Below are 20,493 nucleotides of genomic sequence, written 5' to 3'. Positions count from 1 at the left end.
CGATGACCGTCATCACCCATGACACCGATCGGCTGCGAGCCGTCGCCGAGCAGGGCGCCGCGGATCTCGGGCCCGACGCCGGGGCGCGCGACCTGCTCCGGTGGACGGCCGAGACGTTCGGTCCGCATTTCGTGATCGCCGCCAACATGCAGGACGCGGTCCTCATCGACGTGGCCGACTCGGTGATCACCGACAAGGAGGCCGTGGGCGGCAAGCTCAAGGCGCTCTTCCTCGACACCGGATATCACTTCGCCGAGACCCTCGGCACCCGGGACGCGATCACCGACGTCTACGACCTCGAGCTGATCAACGTGACCCCGGAGCACAGCGTCGCCGATCAGGACCGGCTCCTGGGCAAGGACCTGTTCTCCCGCGAGCCCGGCGAATGCTGCCGACTCCGGAAGGTGGTCCCGCTGCGCGGTGCGCTGGCGCCCTTTCAGGCGTGGGTCACCGGGATCCGTCGCGTCGAGTCGCCGACCCGCGCCGACGCGCCGCTGATCTCGTTCGACGACGCGTTCGGGCTGGTGAAGATCAATCCCCTCGCGGCGTGGACCGACGAGGAGTTCAACGAGTACATCGACGCCCACGGCGTCCTGGTGAATCCGCTGGTCGACGAGGGATATCCCTCCATCGGGTGCGCACCCTGCACCGTCAAACCAGCTCCCGGAGCAGATCCGCGCAGCGGCCGTTGGGCCGGCAGCGCCAAGACAGAATGCGGGTTGCACGCCTCATGAGCATCACTAACACCACCCCGATCGCGACCGACCGCTCGGCGCGGGAGTTCACGACCCTCGACGCCCTCGAGTCGGAGGCCATCCACATCTTCCGCGAGGTCGCCGGCGAGTTCGAGCGTCCCGTCATCCTCTTCTCCGGCGGCAAGGACTCCACGCTCCTGCTGCACCTGGCGCTCAAGGCCTTCTGGCCCGCACCGCTGCCGTTCGCGCTCATGCACGTCGACACCGGACACAACCTGCCGGAGATCATCGCGTTCCGCGACGAGATCGTCGAACGGCACAACCTGCGCCTCCACGTGGCGAGCGTCGAGGAGTACCTGGCCGACGGACGCCTCACCGAGCGTCCCGACGGCATCCGGAATCCCCTGCAGACCATCCCGCTGCTCGACGGCATCGGCGAGAACCGCTTCGACGCCGTCTTCGGCGGCGCCCGCCGCGACGAGGAGCGAGCCCGCGCCAAGGAACGGATCTTCTCCCTGCGCAACGCCTTCGGCCAATGGGACCCCAAGCGTCAGCGGCCCGAACTGTGGAACCTCTACAACGGTCGGCACGCTCCCGGCGAGCATGTCCGGGTGTTCCCGCTGAGCAACTGGACCGAACTGGACGTGTGGCGCTACATCGCCCGCGAACAGGTCCTGCTGGCCCCCCTGTACTACGCCCACGAGCGCGAGGTGTACCAGCGCGACGGCATGTGGATGACCGCCGGACCGTGGGGCGGCCCCCGGGAGGACGAGACCGTCGAGACCCGGATGGTGCGGTACCGCACCGTCGGCGACGGCTCCACCACCGGCGCCGTCCTCTCCGAGGCCACCGACAACGAGGCGGTCCTGGCCGAGGTCGCCGCCTCCCGCCTCACCGAACGCGGCGCCACCCGCGGCGACGACCGCGTCTCGGAGGCCGCGATGGAAGACCGCAAACGCGAAGGATACTTCTGATGACCGCTCCCCTCCCCTCCGCAACCCCGGCAGACTCCGATCCCGCGGCGCCGGCGCTCGACACGGGATCCGACCTGTTGCGGATCGCGACCGCCGGGTCGGTCGACGACGGCAAGTCGACCCTCGTGGGCCGGCTGCTGTTCGACACCAAGTCGGTGCTCGCCGACCAGATCGACGCCGTCACCAAGGCGTCCGTCGACCGCGGTATGGACACGCCCGACCTGTCGCTGCTCGTCGACGGTCTGCGCGCCGAACGCGAACAGGGCATCACGATCGACGTCGCCTACCGTTATTTCGCGACGCCGAACCGCTCGTTCGTCCTCGCCGACACCCCGGGACACGTCCAGTACACGCGGAACACCGTCTCCGGCGCATCGACGGCGCAGCTGGTGATCCTGCTGGTCGACGCCCGCAACGGCGTCGTCGCACAGACCCGGCGCCACGCGGCCGTGATGGCGCTGCTCGGGGTCCCCCGCCTGGTGCTCGCCGTCAACAAGATCGACCTCGTCGACGATCCGGCCGACGTCTTCGCCCGCATCTCCACCGAGTTCCGCGGGATCACCGGGTCGCTGGGCTACGCCCCCGACCAGGTGCAGGAGATCCCGGTGTCGGCGCTGCACGGCGACAACGTCGCCACGCGGTCGCAGCACACGCCGTACTACGACGGCCCCACCCTCATCGAGCACCTCGAGAGCGTGCCGAACTCCGTCGACCGCACCGGCGTCGGACTGCGCTTCCCGGTGCAGTACGTGATCCGCCCGCGCACCCCCGAGTACCCGGACTATCGCGGATACGCCGGACTCGTGACCGCGGGCAGCGTCTCGGTGGGCGACGAGGTGGTCGTGGCGCCGTCCGGTCAGCGGTCCCGCATCGCCACGATCGACACCCCCGACGGTGAGCTGGCGACCGCGCACGCCGGACGCAGCGTGACCCTGCTGCTCGCCGACGACGTCGACGTCTCCCGCGGCGACCTCATCGCCGCGGCCGACGACGCCCCCGAACCGGCCCAGGAGTTCACCACCACGGTGTGCTGGCTGTCCGACAAACCGCTGCGCGCCGGCGCCCGACTGCTGTTCAAGCACGGCGCCAAGACCACCCAGACCATCATCGGCTCACTCGACGTGCTGTTCGACGACCAGGAACTGGCCCTGGTCGACGCCCCCGACACGCTGGAGCTCAACCAGATCGGTCGGCTGTCGCTCATGACGGCGGAACCGGTCGCCGCCGACGACTATTCGCGCAACCGCGAGTCGGGCAGCTTCCTGCTCATCGACCCGCAGAGCGGCAACACCCTCGGCGCCGGTCTGGTCGGCGACGCCCTGGCACCGCTGACGCCGGCGACGCTGTGATGAGCACCCTGCTCCTGGCGGCGCACGGCAGCCGCGATCCGCGGTTCGCCGAGACCGCGCGCCGGGTCGCCGACGCGGTCCGCCGCGAACTGCCCGCCGTGCGGGTGGAGGTGGCCTACCTCGACCTCACCGAGCCGTTGATCGCCGACGTGCTGGCCGACCTCGACGGCGACGTGGTCGTGGTCCCGCTGCTGTTCGGCGACGGCTTCCACTCCAAGGTCGACCTGCCCGCGCTGATCGACGCGGCGATCGCCGCGGCACCGTCGCTGACGGTGACGCAGACCCCGATCGTCGGCCGATACTCCCCGGTGCCCGCCCTCATCGACCGGCTCGCCGAAGCGGGGGCCGGACCCGGCGACGGGATCCTGATGACCGCGGTGGGATCGTCCGACCGCGGCTCGGACGCGTCGACGGCCGAACGCGGCCGGGAGCTGTCGGGGGCTCTCGGCCGCCCGGTCCGCACCCTGTTCGCCACGCGCCTCGGGCCGCGCGGTGCCGCCGTCCGCGCCGCGGTCGACGACCTCCTCGCCGCCGGCGCGCAGCGGATCGCGGTGAGCCCGCTGTTCCTGTCGGCGGGCCTGCTGTCCGACCGCGTCGAGGAGCACCTCGACGCCCTCGGGGTGCCGCTCGTGGTCGCCGGTCCCGTCGCCGATCATCCCGCCCTGGTGCGGGCCGTGGTCCGGCTCCACCGTGCTGAATCCATCAGGGCCGAAACCATCAGGGCTGAAACCATCAGGGCTGAAACCATCGGGGCTGAATCCATCGGGGCCGCGTCCATCAGGGCTGAATCCCCGCAGGCCGCGACCGCTCAGTGAAACGCGTCGGGGTGCGCGGCCGTCCAGTCGGCGACCCACGACTCCGGCGGGTCGACGGTCAACTCGCCCGGCTCGAGCCACTCGTACAGGTCGGCATACGACGACGTCCTCGTCGCATCGACGCGCTTGTACAGCATGTGCGGCCCGAGCGCGGCGGGTGACTCGGCCCCCAGGGACGCCATGATCTGGACCGCCTGGGCGACGGTCGCCTCCTGGTAGCGCTGCACCCGCACCGTCTTGTCGCCGACGTGCAACGCCCGCGCCCGCCGCGGATCCTGCGTGGCGACACCGGTCGGACAGGTGTTGGTGTGGCAACGCTGGGCCTGGATGCAGCCGACGGCCATCATCATCGCGCGCGCGGCATTGGTGTAGTCGGCACCCTGGGTGAGGCGTTTGACGATGTCGGCACCCCCGGCGACCTTCCCGCTCGCCCCCACCCGGATGCGGTCGCGCAGTCCCGTGCCGACCAGCGCATTGTGCACGATCATCAGACCGTCGGTGAGGGGTTTGCCCATGTGGTCCTCGTACTCGAGCGGCGCCGCCGCCGTCCCGCCCTCGGCACCGTCGACGATGATGAAATCGGGCGTGATCTGCTCGGCCAGCATCGCCTTGCAGACCGCGAGGACATCGCGCCGGGTGCCGACGCACAGTTTGAAACCGACGGGTTTGCCGCCCGCGAGCTCGCGGAGACGTCCGATGAACCGGATCAGCTCCCGCGGGGTGGAGAACTCCGCGTGGCTCGCCGGGCTCACACACTTCTGGTGCGCGGGGACCCCGCGGTACGTCGCGATCTCGTCACTGACCTTCGCCGCGGGCAGGACCCCGCCGATCCCCGGTTTGGCGCCCTGACTGAGTTTCAGCGAGATGCACTTGACGTTCGGGTGGGCCGCCTTCTCGGCGAACTGATCCGGATCGAACCGGCCGTCGGCCCTCCGCGCGCCGAAGTACCCCGACCCCAACTCCCACACGAGATCGCCCCCGCCCTCGAGGTGATACGGCGTCAGTCCGCCCTCCCCGGTGTCGTGAGCGAAACCGCCTGCCGCCGCACCCCGGTTGAGCGCCCGGATCGCATTGGCCGACAGCGCGCCGAAACTCATCGCCGAGACGTTCAGCAGCGACATCGAATACGGCTGGGTGCAGTCGGGTCCACCGATGAGCACACGCGGAACCTCATCGGGTTCGGGCACCGGAGCCAGCGAGTGGACCAGATACTCGTAGCCGATCTCCTCGATGTCGCGTTCGGTGCCGAACGCCTGCTCCCCGTGAATCCCCTTGGCGCGCTCGTAGATGATCGACCGCCGCTCGCGGTCGTACGGGCGGCCATCGTAGTCGCGTTCGATGAAGTACTGCTGCAGTTCGGGGCGCAGCTTCTCCATCAGGTACCGCAGATGCCCGATGACCGGATAGTTCCGCAGGATCGTGTGCCGCGTCTGCAGCAGGTCGTAGACGCCGACGACGCAGAGCGCGCCGACCAGAACGGCCCCGACGACCCAGTACACCGAGCCGCCCCCGGCGGCCACGGCGAAACCGAGCGCGACGACGCCCAGGAGGATCACGGCGAGTTGACGAACCATGCCTCCACTAGATCACTCTCGGTGGAGCGCCGCCGGAGAATGCGCGGCCGATGTCGTCAGTCGACCGGCGGCGTCTGCGCGGTCCAGTCGATCCGCTCCTGCAGCTGTGCGGCCAGCGCGACCAGCGTCGGTTCCCCGCCGTGCGCCGCCACCAGCTGGACGGCCAGCGGGAGGCCGTCGCGCGACAATCCGGCCGGCACCGACATCGCGGGATGGCCGGTGACGTTGAAGATCGACGTGTACGCGATCGACGGCATGGACCGCAGCCCGGCGCGCACCACCCCCGCGGCGCCCAGGCCGTCGGCCCGCCGCGGCAGTTCGGCCATCGTCGGGGTCACCAGGACGTCGACGTCGTCGAAGATCCGCGAGACGCGCCGATCGACCCGCCGCGAATAACGGTGCGCGCCCCGCAGGACGGGTCCGCCGAGCACCGCGCCGACGGCGCCGAGCTGCCGGGTGCGGCGCTCGGCGCGGCGCCGGTGATCGGCGGCGCCGAGCTCGGCTCGGACACCGCCCGCCATCCGCGGGAGGAAGCCGGGCGTCGGGTTCGGCAGCCGCACCGGTTCGCCGTCGACCCGGTGACCGAGATCGTCGAGAACCCCCGTCACCCGATCGAGGGCGCCGACGAGTTCGGCGTCCGGCCGGATCCCGGGGAGCGCCGAGGACGCCGACACCCGGATCCGCAGCGAGCCGCCGTCGCCGCCGGCCGCGGCGGAGGCGAGCGTGTCGGTCCAGCGGCGTCCCACCAGCACGTCGTACACCAGGGCCGCGTCCTGCACGGTCCGCGTCAGCACCCCGAGGGAGGCCAGTCCGTTCCACATCTCACCGTGGGGCGCGGTGTTCACCAGCCCCGGACCGACCTTGAGGCCCACCAGCCCGCAGCATGCGGCCGGGATGCGGATCGACCCGCCGCCGTCGCCGCCGGTGGCGACCGGGACGATGCCCGCCGCCACCGCGGCCGCACTGCCGCCGCTGGAACCGCCCGGCGTCCGGTCGCGATCCCACGGATTGCGGGTGACGCCGAGCGCCGTCGACGCCGTGAACGGCCACTGCGCGTACTCCGGCAGCGCGGTCGTGCCGATCACGATCGCGCCCGCTTCACGGAGACGCGCGACGATCGCCGCGTCGGCGGGGGCCTCCCGCGTATAGCTCCGACTGCCGTTACCGGTCACGACGCCCGCGATGTCGGTGTCGCCCTTCACCGCGATGGGGATCCCGAGCAGGGGCCGCCGGTCGCCGGTCGCTCGGGCGTCGTCGGCCGCATCCGCCTCGGCGCGGGCCCGATCGGCGAACACCTGCGTGAACGCGCCCAGCCCCGGATCGAGCCGTGCCAGCCGCTCCAACGCGCGGTCGACCAGCTCTCGGGCCGTCACCGTGCCGGTGTCGAGCATCCGGCTCGCGCCGACCACTCCCGCATACGCGATGTCGTCCATCGAACTCCCTCTCCCCGTGCGCAACCGACTCTCCCCACGAGTCTGGCGCTCTCAGGAGTCCGCGGCAAGACGCGGGACGCGGGTCGCCCGGGCGAAGATCGGCTCGCCGGCCCGCAACTGCAGGGCGTTCTGATCACCGCGGGTGATCTGCGCGAGGAACTCCTCCCCGGTCGGCGCCGCGATCAGCTCTACGCGCGTCTCGAAACCGAGGTTGACCACCCGCTTCACGGTCGCCCGGATCACACCGGTGTCGAGTTCGGCGTCCGCCGGCGGGTACACCATCTCCGGTGAGCGCCCGAGCCGGATGTCGTGCGGCCGCACGAGCTCGCCGTTGAGCTTCGACACCGACCCGAGGAACGACGCCACGAACACGTTGTCGGGTCGGTCGTACAGGTCGTCCGGGGTGCCGATCTGCTCGATGCGCCCGCGGTTGAGGACCGCGATGCGGTCGGAGACGTCGAGCGCCTCCTGCTGGTCATGGGTGACGAGGACGGTCGTCACATGCACCTCGTCGTGCAGTTGGCGGAGCCACTTGCGCAGGTCCTCGCGGACCTTCGCGTCGAGGGCGCCGAACGGCTCGTCGAGCAGCAGCACCTGCGGGTCCACGGCCAAGGCCCGGGCCAGCGCCATACGCTGGCGCTGCCCGCCGGACAGCTGCGCCGGATACCGCTTCTGGAACACGGTGAGCCCGACGATGTCGAGGAGTTCGTCGACCTTGGCGTCGATCTCCGCGCGCGGGCGTTTGCGGATCTTGAGGCCGAACGCGATGTTGTCGCGCACCGTGAGGTGTTTGAAGGCCGCATAGTGCTGGAAGACGAAGCCGATGTCGCGCTGCTGCGGCGACGCCCCCGACACGTCCCGACCGTTGATCCGCACGGTCCCCGAATCGAGGCGGTCGAGTCCGGCGATCGCGCGCAGCAGCGTCGACTTCCCCGACCCCGACGGGCCGAGGAGCGAGGTCAGCGACCCCTGCGGGATGTCGATGGAGACATCGTCGAGGGCCGCGAAGTCGCCATAGCGGCGATTGGCGCCGATCACTGAGATGGACATGTCAACTCTTCTCCTCGAGGAGACGCTCGGTCTCCTCACTCGCCTGTGCCACCCGGTTCTTCGCGCGCCGCTCGATGAGCGTCATGACGACCAGCACCAGGATCGCGACCAGCATCAACAGGGTGGCTGCGGCATACGCACCGTACTCGTTGTAGTCGTCGGTGTAGCGCGAATGCACCAGCAGGGTCAGGGTCTGCGAGACCCCCGGGAAGTTCGACGACACCATGGTCACCGCGCCGTACTCGCCCAGCGACCGCGCCACCGTCAGCACCACGCCGTAGGTCAGCCCCCAACGGATCGCCGGCAGGGTGATCCGGGAGAACGTCTGCCACCCCGACGCCCCCAGGGTCGCGGCCGCCTCCTCCTGTTCGGTCCCGATCTCGCGGAGCACCGGCTCCACCTCCCGCACCACGAAGGGCAGGGTCACGAAGACCGTCGCCAACACCATGCCGGGGATCCCGAAGATCACCCGGAAGCCCAGCGACTCGATGCCGCCGAACCAGCCGTCGGCCCCCCACAAGGCGATGAGCGCGACACCGACGACCACCGGTGACACCGCGAACGGCAGGTCGACGACGGCCTGCAGCAGCCGTTTGCCGGGAAAGGAGCCGCGGGCGAGAGCCAGGGCGGTGAGGATGCCGAAGACCACGTTCAGCGGCACCACGATCACCACGATCAGCAGCGACAGCTGCAGGGCGGAGATCGCCGCGGGTGTGGTGATCCACTCCCAGAACTGGCCGACACCGTGCTCGAAGGACCGCCAGAAGATCAGCGCGACGGGCACGATCAGCAGGACCGCGACGTACAGCAGCGCGACGGCGCGCAACCCGTAGCGGGTCAGCGGCGACAGGATCACTCCGACCCCTCCCGCCGCGTCTGGATCCGGCCGACGGCCCGCAGCACCAGCAGCACCACGAACGCCACGGCCAACAGCGCCACCGAGACCGCCGCGGCGTTCACCGGGTGGTCGACCTCGATCTGCTGCTGGATGTACTGGGAGGCCACCTGCGTCTCCCCCGGAATGTTGCCGCCGATGAGCACCACCGACCCGAACTCCCCGATCGCCCGCGTGAACGCCAGCCCCGCCCCGGTGAGGATCGACGGCAGCAGGGCGGGCAGCACGATCTTCGACCAGATGACGCGATTGCTCGCGCCGAGGACCGCGGCGGCCTCCTCCACCGAGGTGTCGAGTTCCATGAGCACCGGCTGCACCTGGCGGACGACGAACGGCAGGGTCACGAACGTCAGCGCCAACAGCACGCCGGGCCGGGTCGCCGCCAGGTGGATGCCCACCGGGCTGCTCGGCCCGTACAGCGACAGCAGCACGAGGCTCGCCACGATGGTCGGGAGCGCGAACGGCAGGTCGATCACCGCGTTCACGATCCCCTTGCCGGGGAAGTCGTCGCGGACCAGCACCCAGGCGATGATCGTGCCGAAGACCACGTTGATCGCCGCGACGAGCAGGGAGATCACCACGGTGATCCCGAGCGTCTGCAACGCGGCGGTGTCGGTGATCCCGGCCCACAGCCCCGACGGGCCGTCGTCGAAGGCCTGCGCGGCGATCGCCGCGAGCGGCAGCAGGACGATGACGCTGAGCCAGAGCCCGGTGACGCCGAGCGACAGTGGACCGTCGGGCCGCCAGCCCCGCCGCGGGGTCGACGACGCGTGCACCGCGGTCATCGGCCCGCCTCCGACTCGTACACCCGGGTGATGGCCCCGTCGGTGCCGAACAGCCGTTCGTCGACCGTCGGCCAGCCGCCGAGGTCGGCGACGGTCCACAGGCGGCTGATCCGGCCCGGGAAGTCACCGGCGGTGCGGGCCGCGACCGTCGGGTCCGACGGCCGGAAACCGGCCCGCGCCCACAGTTCCTGGCCCCGCGCCGAGAAGAGGAAGTCGCGGAAGTCGCGCGCCGCGGCCGGATCACCGCCGACTGTGGTGACGGCGACGGGGTTCTCGATCTTGAACGTCGTCTCCGGGACCACGTAATCGATCCGGTCGCCCGCCGGCGCGTCCCGGGTCTTGCGGGCCAACATCTTCGCCTCGTTCTCGTAGCTGATCAGCACGTCCCCCTGCCCCTGCTGGAACGCGGAGGTGGCTTCGCGACCCGACTTCGGGAGGATGCGCACGTGGTCGCGGACCAGTCGTCGCACGTAGCCGAGTCCGGCGTCGGGGTCACGGCCGCCGTCGGAGGCCGCGGCATACGGCGCCAGCAGATTCCACTTGGCCGAGCCGGAGCTGCCGGGGTTCGGCGTGACCACCTCCACCCCGGGGCGCAGGAGGTCGTCCCACCCCCGGATGCCGAGCGGATTGCCCGTGCGGACCACGAACACCACCACGGAGCCGAAGGGCACCGAACCGTGGGGGGCCTGCCGCTTCCAGTCGGGGGCGACGACCCCGGCGCTCACCAGTCGGGTCACATCGGGTTCCACCGAGAGGGCGACGAGGTCGGCGGGCAGGCCACGCGCCACCTTGCGGGACTGGTCGCTGGATGCGCCGAACGACGACGAGAAGCCGATGTCGGATCCCGCGCGGGTCTCGCGGAACGCCGGGATCAGGGCGTCGAAACCGTTCTTGGCGATGGCGTAGGCGACCACGTTCAGATGCCGGGATCCCGACGAGATGTCGACACCGTCGGGAGTGTCCGTGGATCCGCCGCCGCATCCGGCGACCGACAGGACCACCGCGAGGACCGCTGCGAGGCAGACGGCACCGCGCGCGGGACGACGGGCGACTGGCGTGTTCACGCGATGAACCTAACCGGGCCGACGGGGTGCCTTCAACGCACGCACCGCGGCCGGCCGACACCGGCGGGCGTCACCGCGGAGCTGTGCTAGAGGAGGCTGATGAGCCAGGCGATCAACACCAGGACCAGGAGGGCCGCCAGAGCCAGGGTCACCTTGGAACGGAACACGGTCACACTCCCCATCCGTGGTCGTCATCGGCCTCACTGCGACCGATCCGGGAGAACAGTCGTCCCACCAGGTAGTTGATGCCCGCCGCCACCAGGGTGCAGAGCGGGACCAGCACGAGCGCGGTGACCACCAGCTGCGGGATGAACGGCAGGCCCGTCAGCCACTCCTCCACGCCGTCCCACCAGGACAGGAGTCCGTCCACCGCGCCGTCACCTCGTCTCGCCGGTCCGGGCGCGTTTACGCCCACACTGATTTCAAACCCTACTCGCCGGGGCGCCTGCGACCCCGCTCACCCACCCGGTCGGCCGGCCTCGCGGGCGGCCGTCAGCCGGCCAGCCCGAGGCGCGCCAGCAACGGTTCGATCCTCGCCGGTCGGCCGAGCATCGCGGCGTGCGCCGCCACCGGATCGACGCTGTCGCCCCGCGACAGGACGGCGTCGGCGAACGCGGCCCCGAGATCCGCGCGGAGCCCGCCCCCGGCCAGGAACCACTGTTCGGTCTCCGCGTCGAGGATCTCGGCCCAGATGTACGAGTAGTAGGCCGACGAGTATCCGCCGGCGAAGACGTGGTTGAAGTAGGTGCTGCGGTAGCGCGGCGGGATGAGGTCGGACGCCAACCCCGCCGACTGGAGGGCCCGCGTCTCGAACTCGATCACAGCCTCCGGGCCGTCGGGCACCTCGTCCTCGGTGAGCCGGTGCCACGCCAGGTCGAGCGCGGCCGCCGCCAGGTACTCGACGGTCGAGTGGGCGCTGGGCGCGTCGCTCGCGGCACGCACGGCGTCGATGAGCGCGGTCGGCGCCGGCTCCCCCGTCCGGTGATGGCGGGCATAGCGGCCCACCACATCGGGGTGCAGGGCCCACATCTCGTTGACCTGCGACGGGAACTCGACGAAGTCACGGGGGACCGACGTTCCCGACTGGGAGGCGTACTCCACCGCCGAGAGCAGTCCGTGCACCGCGTGCCCGAACTCGTGGAACACCGTGTCGAGCTGGTCGAGCGTCAGCAGACACGGCTCACCGGGTTCGGGTTCGGTGAGGTTCAGGACGTTCACCACGATCGGCGCCGTCCCGAGCCGATGCGACTGGTCGACGATGGTGTTCATCCACGCGCCGCCCCGTTTGGCGGGCCGCGCGTAGAAGTCGCCGAGGAACAGGCCGATGCCCTCGCCGTGGCGACTCACCTCCCAGATCCGCACGTCCGGGTGGTAGCCGTGCAGGTCGGTGCGTTCGGCGAACGTCAGCCCGTACAGCGCTTCGGCGGCGGCGAACACGCCGTCGGTGAGGACCGTGTCGAGTTCGCAGTAGTCGGCGAACGCCGTCAGATCGACGTCGGCGGCGTCGGCGGCCGCGCGGTCGCGGCGGTCGGCCTCCAGGTGGAAGGTCACATCGGAGGCGGCCAACGGTGCACCGGCACGCTCGGCGAGGCGGTCGAGTTCGATGTGCGCGGCACCCATCGCCGCCGTGGCGAGTTCGCCGAGCAGTTCGGCCACCGCGTCGGGCCCGGGCGCGGTCTCCTCGGCGATCACATAGTCGGCGTGACTCTCATACCCGAGCAGTCGGGCGCGGGCGGCCCGCAGGCGCACGATCTCCAGGAGCAGCTCCCTCGTGTCGTGCTCGCCGCCGCGGGCGCACCGGTTCACCGAGGCCTCGAAGACGCGGCGTCGCGCCTCCGGGTCGGTGAGCGAGGCGACCGACTCCTGGCTGGTCGGCAGCTCGAGGGTCACCAGATAGCCGTCCCGTCCGGCGTCGACGGCGGCCCGGCGCGCCGCCGCGATCTGCCCGTCGGTCAACCCGTCGAGTCGGCCGACGTCGTCGAAGTGCACCGCCGAGGCGTTCGTGTCGTCGAGCAGATGCTGGCCGAAGGCGGTGGTGAGCGTCGCGAGGCGTTCGGAGATCTCGCGCATCTGCGTCTGCCCCGCCTCGTCGAGCGCGGCGCCGGCCCGGATCGCGTCCCGATGCCGCTGCGCGAGCAGGCGTTCCTCGTCGGTCCGCAGCCCGAGCGATTCGCGGCGCGCCGCGAGCTCGTCGATCCGCGCGAACAGTCCACGATGCATGGCGATCGCGTTGGCGTGTTCGGTGAGCCGCACCGCAAGCTCGCGCGCGATCTCCACGCGCCGCGGGTTGCTGTCGGCGCCCTCGAGATTGAAGAAGATGCCGTTGGCGCGAGCCAGTTCCCGTCCCGACAGCTCCAGTGCGGCGATCGTGTTCTCGAACGTCGGCGGCTCCTGCGACGACGCGATCGCCTCCACCTCGGCGAGATGTTCGGTGAGCGCGATCTCGTACGCGGGCAGGAAGTCGTCGTCGCTGATGGCCGCGAAGTCGGGCAGTCCGTACGGGAGACCCGACTCGGTCAGCACCGACTCCGGGCCGGTCCCGCTCCGGTCGTCGGTTCCGCTCCGGTCGTCGGCACGGCCCATCGTCTACTTCCCCTTCGGTTTGTCGCCGAGTTCGTCGGTCGAGAGCGCCGCCACGAACGCCTCCTGGGGCACCTCCACGCGACCGATGGTCTTCATGCGCTTCTTGCCCTCCTTCTGCTTCTCGATGAGCTTGCGCTTCCGGCTGATGTCGCCGCCGTAGCATTTGGCGAGCACGTCCTTGCGGATGGCGCGGATGTTCTCGCGCGCGATCACCTTGGAACCGATCGCCGCCTGGACCGGCACCTCGAACTGCTGGCGTGGGATCAGCTCCTTGAGCTTGAGCGCCATCTTGTTGCCGTAGGTGTAGGCGGCGTCCTTGTGGACGATCGCGCTGAAGGCGTCGACGGCCTCCCCCTGCAGCAGGATGTCGACCTTCACCAGGTCGGCGCGTGCCTCGCCCGCCTCCTCGTAGTCGAGGCTCGCGTATCCGCGGGTGCGGGACTTCAGCGAGTCGAAGAAGTCGAAGATGATCTCCGCCATCGGCAGCTTGTACCGCAGTTCCACCCGCGTCTCGGACAGGTAGTCCATGCCGCCGAGCTCACCGCGCCGCGACTGGCACAGCTCCATGATCGCGCCCACGAATTCGCTGGGCGCGATGATCGTGGTGCGGACCATCGGCTCGAAGATGTCGCGGGTCTTACCGGTCGGCCAGTCCGAGGGGTTGGTGACGGTGACCTCGCTGCCGTCGTCCATCACCACGTGGTAGACGACGTTCGGTGCGGTGGAGATGAGGTTGAGATTGAACTCCCGCTCCAGGCGTTCGCGCGTGATCTCCATGTGCAGCAGTCCGAGGAAGCCGCAGCGGAAACCGAATCCGAGGGCCACCGACGTCTCCGGCTCGTAGGTGAGCGCAGCATCGTTGAGCTGCAGTTTCTCGAGAGCTTCACGGAGCACCGGGTAGTCCGAGCCGTCCACCGGATACAGACCCGAATAGACCATCGGCTGCGGTTCGCGGTATCCCGTCAGCGGCTCCGGGGCACCGTCCTTGGCGGTGGTCACGGTGTCGCCGACCTTCGACAGGCGCACGTCCTTGACACCCGTGATCAGGTAGCCGACCTCACCGACGCCCAACCCGGCGGTCGCCTTGGCCTCCGGGGAGACGATGCCGACCTCGAGCAGTTCGTGGTTGGTGCCGCTGGACATCATCTGAATCTTCTCGCGCGGCAGGATGCGTCCGTCGACGACGCGCACATAGGTGACCACGCCCCGGTAGGTGTCGTACACCGAGTCGAAGATCATCGCCCGCGCCGGCCCGTCGCCGTCGCCGACGGGCGCCGGGATCTGGCGGACGGCCTCGTCGAGCAGCTCGGGTACGCCCACACCGGTCTTGCCGGAGACGCGGAGGACCTCGTCGGGTTCGCAGCCGACGATGTGCGCGATCTCCGCCGCGTACCGGTCGGGGTCGGCGGCGGGCAGGTCGATCTTGTTGAGCACCGGGATGATCGTGAGATCGTTCTCCATCGCCAGGTACAGGTTCGCCAGCGTCTGCGCCTCGATCCCCTGGGCGGCGTCGACCAGCAGGATCGCACCCTCGCACGCCTCCAGCGCACGCGACACCTCGTAGGTGAAGTCCACGTGACCGGGCGTGTCGATGAGGTGCAGGACGAACTCGTCGTCGCCGACCTTCCACGGCAGGCGAACGTTCTGCGCCTTGATGGTGATGCCGCGCTCACGCTCGATGTCCATCCGGTCGAGGTACTGCGCCCGCATCAGCCGGTCCTCGACGACGCCGGTCAACTGCAGCATCCGGTCGGCAAGCGTCGACTTTCCGTGGTCGATGTGCGCGATGATGCAGAAGTTACGGATCCGGGCGGGATCCGTGAACGTCGTGTCGGCGAAACTGGGAATCTCACTCACTCCTTGCGCGGGACCGTCGGCGGTCCGAGACAGATCATCGTCCAGTTTCGCACGACGGCGGCGTCGGCGGCGATTCCCGGGCGCGCTCCGGCTAGGCTCACCGGCATCATGGCAGCTTCATCCGGCCCGGAGTCCATCGAGGTCCGCACCGACGACGTGGTCGCGGACGCGACCGTCGTCGCCGACGCCCGCGCCACGGTCGTTCTCGCGCACGGCGCGGGCAGCGACCGCACCGCCGCCGTCCTGACGGCCGTCGGCGACGCCCTCGTCGATCGCGGACTGAGCGTCGCCCGCATCGACCTGCCCTACCGGCAGCGGCGTCCGAAGGGCCCGCCGTCGCCGTCGACGGCGGCCGCCGACCGCGCCGGGATCCGTGCCGCACTCGACGAACTCCGCGGCCTGTCGCGCGGACCGGTGATCGTCGGCGGCCATTCGTACGGCGGCCGCCAGGCGTCGATGGCCGTCGCCGAGGACCCCACGCTGGCCGACGCCCTGCTGCTGACGTCCTACCCCCTGCATCCGCCGGGCAGACCGGAACGGATGCGCACCGAGCACTTTCCGAAGATCCACGTCCCGACCGTGATCGTCCACGGACGCAGTGACACCTTCGGTACGTCCGCGGAGTTCGCGGACGCCCTCGCGCTCATCCCCGGCCCGGTCCGGCTGGTGGAGGTCGATCGTGCCGACCACAGCCTGCGACCCGATCGCAGCGGTGTCGACATCCTCACCGCCGATGCCGTCGAGGAGTGGCTGCTGCCGCTCGTCACCGCGGGCCCGCGCCCGTCCGCGCGACGGTCGCCGGGGCACCCGACCGGGGATTTCGCCCGCACCATCGTCTACGCGCCGGATCTCGACGGTGCCGCCGATCCGGGCGAGATCGTCTGGACGTGGGTGCCCTTCGAGGACGACCCCGACCAGGGCAAGGACCGTCCGGTGCTCGTCGTCGGACGCGACGGCGGCCCCGGGGACCACACGGCCGGTGACGGTATGGCTGGAGACGACAGGGCCGGGGGCGACATGCTGCTCGGGTTGATGCTGTCGAGCAGGGACTACCACCGCGACGACCCGGACTGGGTGTCGATCGGTTCGGGGCCTTGGGATCGCGACCGGCGCGAGAGCTTCGTGCGCCTCGACCGCGTCCTGCAGGTCGCCGAACACGGGATCCGCCGGGAGGGCGCCGTGTGCGAGCGGGCACGGTTCGACGCCGTCGCCGACCGGCTCAGAGCACGGTTCGGCTGGACGTGACCGTGCGGCCGGACGTGACCGTGCGGGCGGTCACCGGCCCAATCGGCGTTTGGCGCGGCGGGCCAGGTTTCCGGCGCGCGTCCGCAGGCCCGGACGCTGATCGGGCACCGGCGCGGTCCTGACCCAGTGCGCGAGCGCGTCGAGGGCGGCGTCGAGCGCCTCCTGCGTCCCCGCCGGTTCGGCGTCGGCGTCCGCGTCCCGACTCACCCGCAGGTCGTCGAGGCTCCCCGAGACGGGGTGGCCGGCGGCGGCGATCGCGTCGATCATCTCCTCCGACCGGGTCGCGGCCCACGACCGCTGGTCGGCGGTGAGCCCCAGCGGTGCGCCGGCCTCCGTCTGGAACAGGACCTTGCCGATGAACTCGCCTTTGAGCAGCCGCTCGTACCGGTGCCACGGCACGTCCGCGGGCTGCAGCCTGTCGTTGACCCGTCGAATCAGTTCGGCCTGGCCCGCCGACAGTGAACTGTTGGTGCTCGGCACCGTCTCGGTGAGGACGGTCGGGTCGACGCCGAGCACACGGACGAAGCGTTCCCACAGGCCGTCACCGGGTGCGGCCGTCCCCGGTGCGGGGACCGTCACGAGGTGGACGCGGTCGGCACCGACGACGGCCGACCAGTCGGCGGCGATCCGTCGGTAGTCCTGGAACTCCCAGAACGGCTCGTCGCCACCGTCGTCGGGTCGGGAGATGTCGGTGACGAACTCGTCGAGCGTCGCCCGGCGCTGGTTCTTCACATTCTCCTGCCACACCGACGGGATCTGGCGGGCGAGGTCGCGGACGGTGACCACGGCGTGGACCTCGTCGGCGAAGTCGAGGTCGGCCACCAGCGCGGCGATGTGGTCGGGGCCGGCGTTGGCGAACAGTTCGTGAGAGACCAGTGAGGTCCCCCGCCAGGCGCGCATCGCCGCCACCATCGACGGCCACGCACCGGAGTGCGCCGGGTCGGCCCAGTCCAGATAGCGTTCGGGCTGCAGGTGGGCGGCCGCGTGGAAGTGGTCGTCGATCCGATTGCCGGGGTAGAGCAGGTTCGCGCGGGTCGAGGCGAGGTCGCGGTTGCGCCACAGACGATCCTGCAGGTGGGTGGTCCCGGTCTTGGGGAGGCCGACGTGCACATAGACAACAGACATGATGCGCTCACCCTAGTGCGGTGTCGATTTTGGTGCTCACCGAGCCGCTGGTATCGTTGACCGCTGTTGCACGGGACGCCGGCCGCCTTCATCGACCGCGCCGTGCCGACCGAATCACACCAGCAGGCCGACGAGGCCGCACAAGACGCCGAAGGACATCGCGTGGCAAACATCAAGTCGCAGATCAAGCGGAACAAGACCAACGAGAAGCGCCGCCTGCGCAACCAGTCGACCAAGTCGGCTCTGCGCACCTCGATCCGTCAGTTCCGCGAGACCGTCGACGCCGGCGACAAGGACAAGGCTTCCGAACTGCTGGTCACCACGAGCCGGCAGCTCGACAAGGCCGCCTCGAAGGGTGTCATCCACAAGAACCAGGCCGCCAACAAGAAGTCGGCCATGGCTGTCGCCGTCAACAAGCTCTGATGCGGCGCGGCCCGTCGGCCGCCGCCCCGCACCGATCGCGGTGCGACAACAGAACATGCACTTCAGGCAGTCACCCCGATGACGTACCACGCGGTCATCGGGGTGACTGCTGTCGGCGTGGGTGGGACCTGAAGCGGCGCCGACGAAGGGCATGGTCGGTCGCGCCGTACCTGCCCGGCAACGATGGATGGCGCACCGCCGCCCCGCAACGGACCGTCGTTGCTTCCCGTGTAATGTCCGTTGCATGTCGAGTCCCGAATCAGACAGGCCAGGGGCTGCCGGTCACACCGCCAGCCCCGTGAACCGCTGAAGGGTCTCGCCCGCAGTTTGTGGGCGATGACTGACACGTCCGGGCCGTTGGCCGTGGTGACGAGAAGAGCCAGTTTCTGACCTCACGCTCTCGCCTCGGAGTACTCGATGCCCTTCGCTCTCTACCTGCTTTCCCTGGCGGTTTTCGTCATGGGAACCTCAGAATTCATGCTTTCAGGCCTCCTGCCTGCGATCGCCGCCGATCTCGACGTCACCGTCGGCACTGCGGGCCTGCTGACTTCCGCTTTCGCCGGCGGAATGGTGATCGGGGCGCCTCTGATGGCAGCCTTCGCGCGCCGTTGGCCGCCGCGGCGGGCACTTCTCGCCTGCCTCCTGACCTTCACCGGATGCCACGTACTGGCCGCCATCACCCCGGACTTCTCGGTCCTCCTCGCCACCCGTGTACTCAGTGCACTCGCGAATGCCGGTTTCCTCGCCGTCGCGCTGAGCACGGCCACCGCCCTGGCTCCCGTCGACGGCAAGGGACGCGCCCTGGCGATCCTCTTGTCCGGCACGACCATCGCCATGGTCGCCGGCGTGCCCGCCGGAGCTCTGATCGGCGCCGTGGCCGGCTGGCGCGCCACATTCTGGGCAGTTGTGTTCTTGTGCCTTCCCGCAGCGATCGGCATCTCTCAACCCGTCACCGGGTCCCCAGGTCGAGTCGAGAAGGACGCGGAGACACCGGGACTCCGCGCCGAAGTCGCCGAACTGCGCTCCCCACGGCTGTTGATCGCACTGTCTCTCGGCGCGCTGATCAACGGCGGCACATTCGCATCGTTCACGTATCTCGCCCCCGTAGTGACCGGTGTCGCCGGGCTGCCCGAGTTGTGGATCTCCGTGGCACTCGTCGTGTTCGGCGTCGGTTCATTCCTGGGAATCACGGTTGCCGGCAGAATGGCCGACCATCGACCAGGTCTCGTTCTCGCGGCCTCCGGACCATGTCTGCTTTTCGGGTGGATCGCGTTGGCACTGCTCGCATCACATCCCGTCCTCATGCTCATGTTGGTATGCCTCCAGGGCACCCTGGCCTTTTGCGTGGGCAGCACTCTCATTGCGAGAGTTCTCTACGCCGCCGCGGGAGCGCCGACGATGGGCGGTTCCTATGCGACCTCGGCCCTGAACATCGGTGCCGCAGCGGGGCCCCTTCTCGGTGCGTGGGGCCTCGCGGCGGGGCTGGGTCCACTGGCGGCGACGTGGGTCGCTGCAACACTGACCGCGGTCGCCCTTGTGGTGATGCTGCTGTCGAGACGCATCCTCTTGACTCCCGGGTGAGCGTGACTCCCGGGTGAGTGCGCCACACCGAGCCGTGACCGATCCTGAGGGCGCTGATCCCGGGGCCGGCCGTCAGCGGCGGCGCGGTCGGAGCCCGGCGACGGTCGCGACCGCATGCTCCAACGCCCAGTCGGGATCGGCGGCCTGTCCTTTGACGTCGCCGTTGAGCTGGGCGACGACGAGCAGCGCCTCGCCGATCGAGGCGGAGTCCCACGCTCGGGCCTGCGTCTGGATCTTGCCGACACGTCCCGGCGGCATCCCCAGTTCGGAGGCCAGCGCGTATTTGTCGGTGCGGTCCATCGACCGCACGCGCGCGATCGCATGCACGGCTTCGGCGAGCGCATCGGCCAGCAGGACGCGCGCCGTGCCGTGGTGCTGCGCCCACGCCAGCGACTCCATCGCGCCGGCGAGATCACCGGTGACCGCCTTGTCGGCGACCTCGAACCCGGTCACCTCGGCGCGACCCGTGTAGTAGGTCCGCACGGCCTCGGCCGTCACCCTGTTGCCCGTGTCGGCCACGAGTTGGCGGCAGGCCGCCGACAGCTCACGCAGGTCGGAGCCGATCATCTCGGTCACCAGCTCCACCACCTCGGCGTTCACCCGCGCACCGAGGTCGCGGAACTCCGAGCGCACGAAGTCCATCCGATCTGACGGCCACTTGGGTGCGGCGCACGGGATCTCCTGCGCGCCCGCCTTCCGCAGGTGACCGACCATCGCCTTCTGGCGGCCGCCACCGGTGTGGATGATGATGAGCGTGATGCCCTCGGGGATCGCCGTCGCCGTCGCGGTGATGAGCGCCGCCGGTTCCTTGCCTGCCTCGGCCGCCGACTGGACGACGACGATCCGCTCTTCGGCGAACAGGGACGGGCTGAGCAGTTCGGCCATCTCCGGGCCGGTGACCTCACCGGCCCGCACACGCGTGACCGGCACGTCCTCGCCGGCGTCTCGACTGCGTTCGGCGACCACCCGGGAGATGACGCGACCGGTCAGGAAGTCGTCGTCGCCGAGAAGGAGGTACAGGCGGTCGCTCACACCGAACATCGTG

General features: G+C 70.1%; 18 protein-coding genes and 1 pseudogene. 8 read left to right on the top strand and 11 right to left on the bottom strand.

Annotated features, from left to right (window positions below):
- Window positions 1-2 precede the first annotated feature (2 nt).
- The 4 genes from G528_RS0112495 to G528_RS17435 are packed head-to-tail and all read left to right on the top strand — an operon-like array spanning window position 3 to window position 3,833.
- The gene (locus tag G528_RS0112495) at window positions 3-734 is read left to right on the top strand and encodes a phosphoadenylyl-sulfate reductase (protein WP_026919268.1); all 732 of its coding nucleotides are present in this window, start codon (window positions 3-5) and stop codon (window positions 732-734) included.
- A complete protein-coding gene (gene cysD / locus G528_RS0112490; RefSeq protein ID WP_026919267.1) occupies window positions 731-1,669 on the top strand; it encodes a sulfate adenylyltransferase subunit CysD in 939 nt (312 codons plus the stop codon). The genes G528_RS0112495 and cysD overlap by 4 nt, the downstream gene beginning before the upstream one ends.
- Window positions 1,669-3,018, top strand: coding sequence for a sulfate adenylyltransferase subunit 1 (locus tag G528_RS0112485; protein ID WP_084638199.1), 1,350 nt, complete (start codon window positions 1,669-1,671; stop codon window positions 3,016-3,018). The genes cysD and G528_RS0112485 overlap by 1 nt, the downstream gene beginning before the upstream one ends.
- Window positions 3,018-3,833, top strand: a complete 816-nt coding sequence (locus G528_RS17435; protein WP_084638198.1) for a sirohydrochlorin chelatase — start codon at window positions 3,018-3,020, stop codon at window positions 3,831-3,833. The genes G528_RS0112485 and G528_RS17435 overlap by 1 nt, the downstream gene beginning before the upstream one ends.
- Here G528_RS17435 and G528_RS0112475 read toward each other — a convergent pair.
- The 9 genes from G528_RS0112475 to lepA form a co-directional block, all read right to left on the bottom strand.
- Window positions 3,827-5,407 carry an FMN-binding glutamate synthase family protein gene (locus G528_RS0112475; protein ID WP_026919265.1) on the bottom strand — a complete coding sequence of 527 codons (1,581 nt, stop codon included), beginning with the start codon at window positions 5,405-5,407 and terminating at the stop codon, window positions 3,827-3,829. The two genes, G528_RS17435 and G528_RS0112475, sit on opposite strands and share 7 nt — an antisense overlap.
- Window positions 5,408-5,463: 56 nt before the next feature.
- Window positions 5,464-6,840 (bottom strand): amidase family protein, encoded by a 1,377-nt coding sequence (locus G528_RS0112470; RefSeq protein ID WP_026919264.1) that lies wholly within the window; start codon window positions 6,838-6,840, stop codon window positions 5,464-5,466.
- Between the two features lie 51 nt (window positions 6,841-6,891).
- Window positions 6,892-7,890, bottom strand: coding sequence for a sulfate/molybdate ABC transporter ATP-binding protein (locus tag G528_RS0112465; protein ID WP_026919263.1), 999 nt, complete (start codon window positions 7,888-7,890; stop codon window positions 6,892-6,894).
- Between the two features lies 1 nt (window position 7,891).
- Complete coding sequence (gene cysW / locus G528_RS17430) at window positions 7,892-8,746, bottom strand: sulfate ABC transporter permease subunit CysW (protein WP_051198790.1); 855 nt, start codon at window positions 8,744-8,746, stop codon at window positions 7,892-7,894.
- The gene (cysT, locus tag G528_RS17425) at window positions 8,743-9,570 is read right to left on the bottom strand and encodes a sulfate ABC transporter permease subunit CysT (protein WP_035719967.1); all 828 of its coding nucleotides are present in this window, start codon (window positions 9,568-9,570) and stop codon (window positions 8,743-8,745) included. Before cysT ends, cysW begins: the two co-directional genes overlap by 4 nt.
- Window positions 9,567-10,634, bottom strand: coding sequence for a sulfate ABC transporter substrate-binding protein (locus tag G528_RS0112450; protein ID WP_026919262.1), 1,068 nt, complete (start codon window positions 10,632-10,634; stop codon window positions 9,567-9,569). The genes cysT and G528_RS0112450 overlap by 4 nt, the downstream gene beginning before the upstream one ends.
- A 169-nt stretch (window positions 10,635-10,803) precedes the next feature.
- Window positions 10,804-11,004 carry a hypothetical protein gene (locus G528_RS0112440; protein WP_026919261.1) on the bottom strand — a complete coding sequence of 67 codons (201 nt, stop codon included), beginning with the start codon at window positions 11,002-11,004 and terminating at the stop codon, window positions 10,804-10,806.
- Between the two features lie 122 nt (window positions 11,005-11,126).
- Entirely contained in the window at window positions 11,127-13,217 is a 2,091-nt protein-coding gene (locus G528_RS0112435; protein ID WP_084638197.1) for a M3 family metallopeptidase, read from the bottom strand.
- Between the two features lie 3 nt (window positions 13,218-13,220).
- Window positions 13,221-15,107: a translation elongation factor 4 gene (gene lepA / locus G528_RS0112430; protein WP_026919259.1), complete on the bottom strand. Its 1,887-nt coding sequence runs from the start codon at window positions 15,105-15,107 to the stop codon at window positions 13,221-13,223.
- A gap of 75 nt (window positions 15,108-15,182) precedes the next feature.
- Between lepA and G528_RS17420 the strand changes: the two are divergent.
- Together G528_RS17420 and G528_RS18725 are read left to right on the top strand one after the other, a co-directional pair.
- Window positions 15,183-15,773: pseudogene (locus tag G528_RS17420) on the top strand (alpha/beta hydrolase family protein); the annotation flags it as partial.
- A 54-nt stretch (window positions 15,774-15,827) separates the two neighbouring features.
- The gene (locus G528_RS18725) at window positions 15,828-16,319 is read left to right on the top strand and encodes a type II toxin-antitoxin system PemK/MazF family toxin (protein ID WP_211220635.1); all 492 of its coding nucleotides are present in this window, start codon (window positions 15,828-15,830) and stop codon (window positions 16,317-16,319) included.
- 30 nt (window positions 16,320-16,349) lie between these two features.
- On the opposite strand, the gene G528_RS0112415 is transcribed toward G528_RS18725, so the two are convergent.
- Window positions 16,350-17,444 (bottom strand): hypothetical protein, encoded by a 1,095-nt coding sequence (locus G528_RS0112415; RefSeq protein WP_026919258.1) that lies wholly within the window; start codon window positions 17,442-17,444, stop codon window positions 16,350-16,352.
- Window positions 17,445-17,606: 162 nt separating this feature from the next.
- On the opposite strand from G528_RS0112415, the gene rpsT reads away from it, so the two are divergent.
- Both rpsT and G528_RS0112405 read left to right on the top strand, forming a co-directional pair.
- Complete coding sequence (gene rpsT, locus G528_RS0112410; RefSeq protein ID WP_026919257.1) at window positions 17,607-17,867, top strand: 30S ribosomal protein S20; 261 nt, start codon at window positions 17,607-17,609, stop codon at window positions 17,865-17,867.
- A 417-nt stretch (window positions 17,868-18,284) separates the two neighbouring features.
- Window positions 18,285-19,448, top strand: coding sequence for a Cmx/CmrA family chloramphenicol efflux MFS transporter (locus tag G528_RS0112405; RefSeq protein WP_026919256.1), 1,164 nt, complete (start codon window positions 18,285-18,287; stop codon window positions 19,446-19,448).
- A gap of 72 nt (window positions 19,449-19,520) precedes the next feature.
- Here the strand turns inward: G528_RS0112405 and holA are convergent, their stop codons facing one another.
- Window positions 19,521-20,480 (bottom strand): DNA polymerase III subunit delta, encoded by a 960-nt coding sequence (gene holA, locus G528_RS0112400; protein ID WP_026919255.1) that lies wholly within the window; start codon window positions 20,478-20,480, stop codon window positions 19,521-19,523.
- Window positions 20,481-20,493: the final 13 nt, after the last annotated feature.

Source organism: Gordonia shandongensis DSM 45094, from assembly GCF_000423025.1.
Lineage (GTDB): Bacteria > Actinomycetota > Actinomycetes > Mycobacteriales > Mycobacteriaceae > Gordonia > Gordonia shandongensis.
This window is presented reverse-complemented; position numbering and strand designations above follow the sequence as displayed.

What these genes read in the sequence shown, in the direction of transcription:
- G528_RS0112495 (WP_026919268.1), top strand. Translation starts at nt 3, where the DNA reads ATGACCGTCATCACCCATGACACCGATCGGCTGCGAGCCGTCGCCGAG.
- cysD (WP_026919267.1), top strand. Translation starts at nt 731, where the DNA reads ATGAGCATCACTAACACCACCCCGATCGCGACCGACCGCTCGGCGCGG.
- G528_RS0112485 (WP_084638199.1), top strand. Translation starts at nt 1,669, where the DNA reads ATGACCGCTCCCCTCCCCTCCGCAACCCCGGCAGACTCCGATCCCGCG.
- G528_RS17435 (WP_084638198.1), top strand. Translation starts at nt 3,018, where the DNA reads ATGAGCACCCTGCTCCTGGCGGCGCACGGCAGCCGCGATCCGCGGTTC.
- G528_RS0112475 (WP_026919265.1), bottom strand. Translation starts at nt 5,407, where the DNA reads ATGGTTCGTCAACTCGCCGTGATCCTCCTGGGCGTCGTCGCGCTCGGT.
- G528_RS0112470 (WP_026919264.1), bottom strand. Translation starts at nt 6,840, where the DNA reads ATGGACGACATCGCGTATGCGGGAGTGGTCGGCGCGAGCCGGATGCTC.
- G528_RS0112465 (WP_026919263.1), bottom strand. Translation starts at nt 7,890, where the DNA reads ATGTCCATCTCAGTGATCGGCGCCAATCGCCGCTATGGCGACTTCGCG.
- cysT (WP_035719967.1), bottom strand. Translation starts at nt 9,570, where the DNA reads ATGACCGCGGTGCACGCGTCGTCGACCCCGCGGCGGGGCTGGCGGCCC.
- G528_RS0112435 (WP_084638197.1), bottom strand. Translation starts at nt 13,217, where the DNA reads ATGGGCCGTGCCGACGACCGGAGCGGAACCGACGACCGGAGCGGGACC.
- G528_RS0112415 (WP_026919258.1), bottom strand. Translation starts at nt 17,444, where the DNA reads ATGTCTGTTGTCTATGTGCACGTCGGCCTCCCCAAGACCGGGACCACC.
- G528_RS0112405 (WP_026919256.1), top strand. Translation starts at nt 18,285, where the DNA reads ATGCCCTTCGCTCTCTACCTGCTTTCCCTGGCGGTTTTCGTCATGGGA.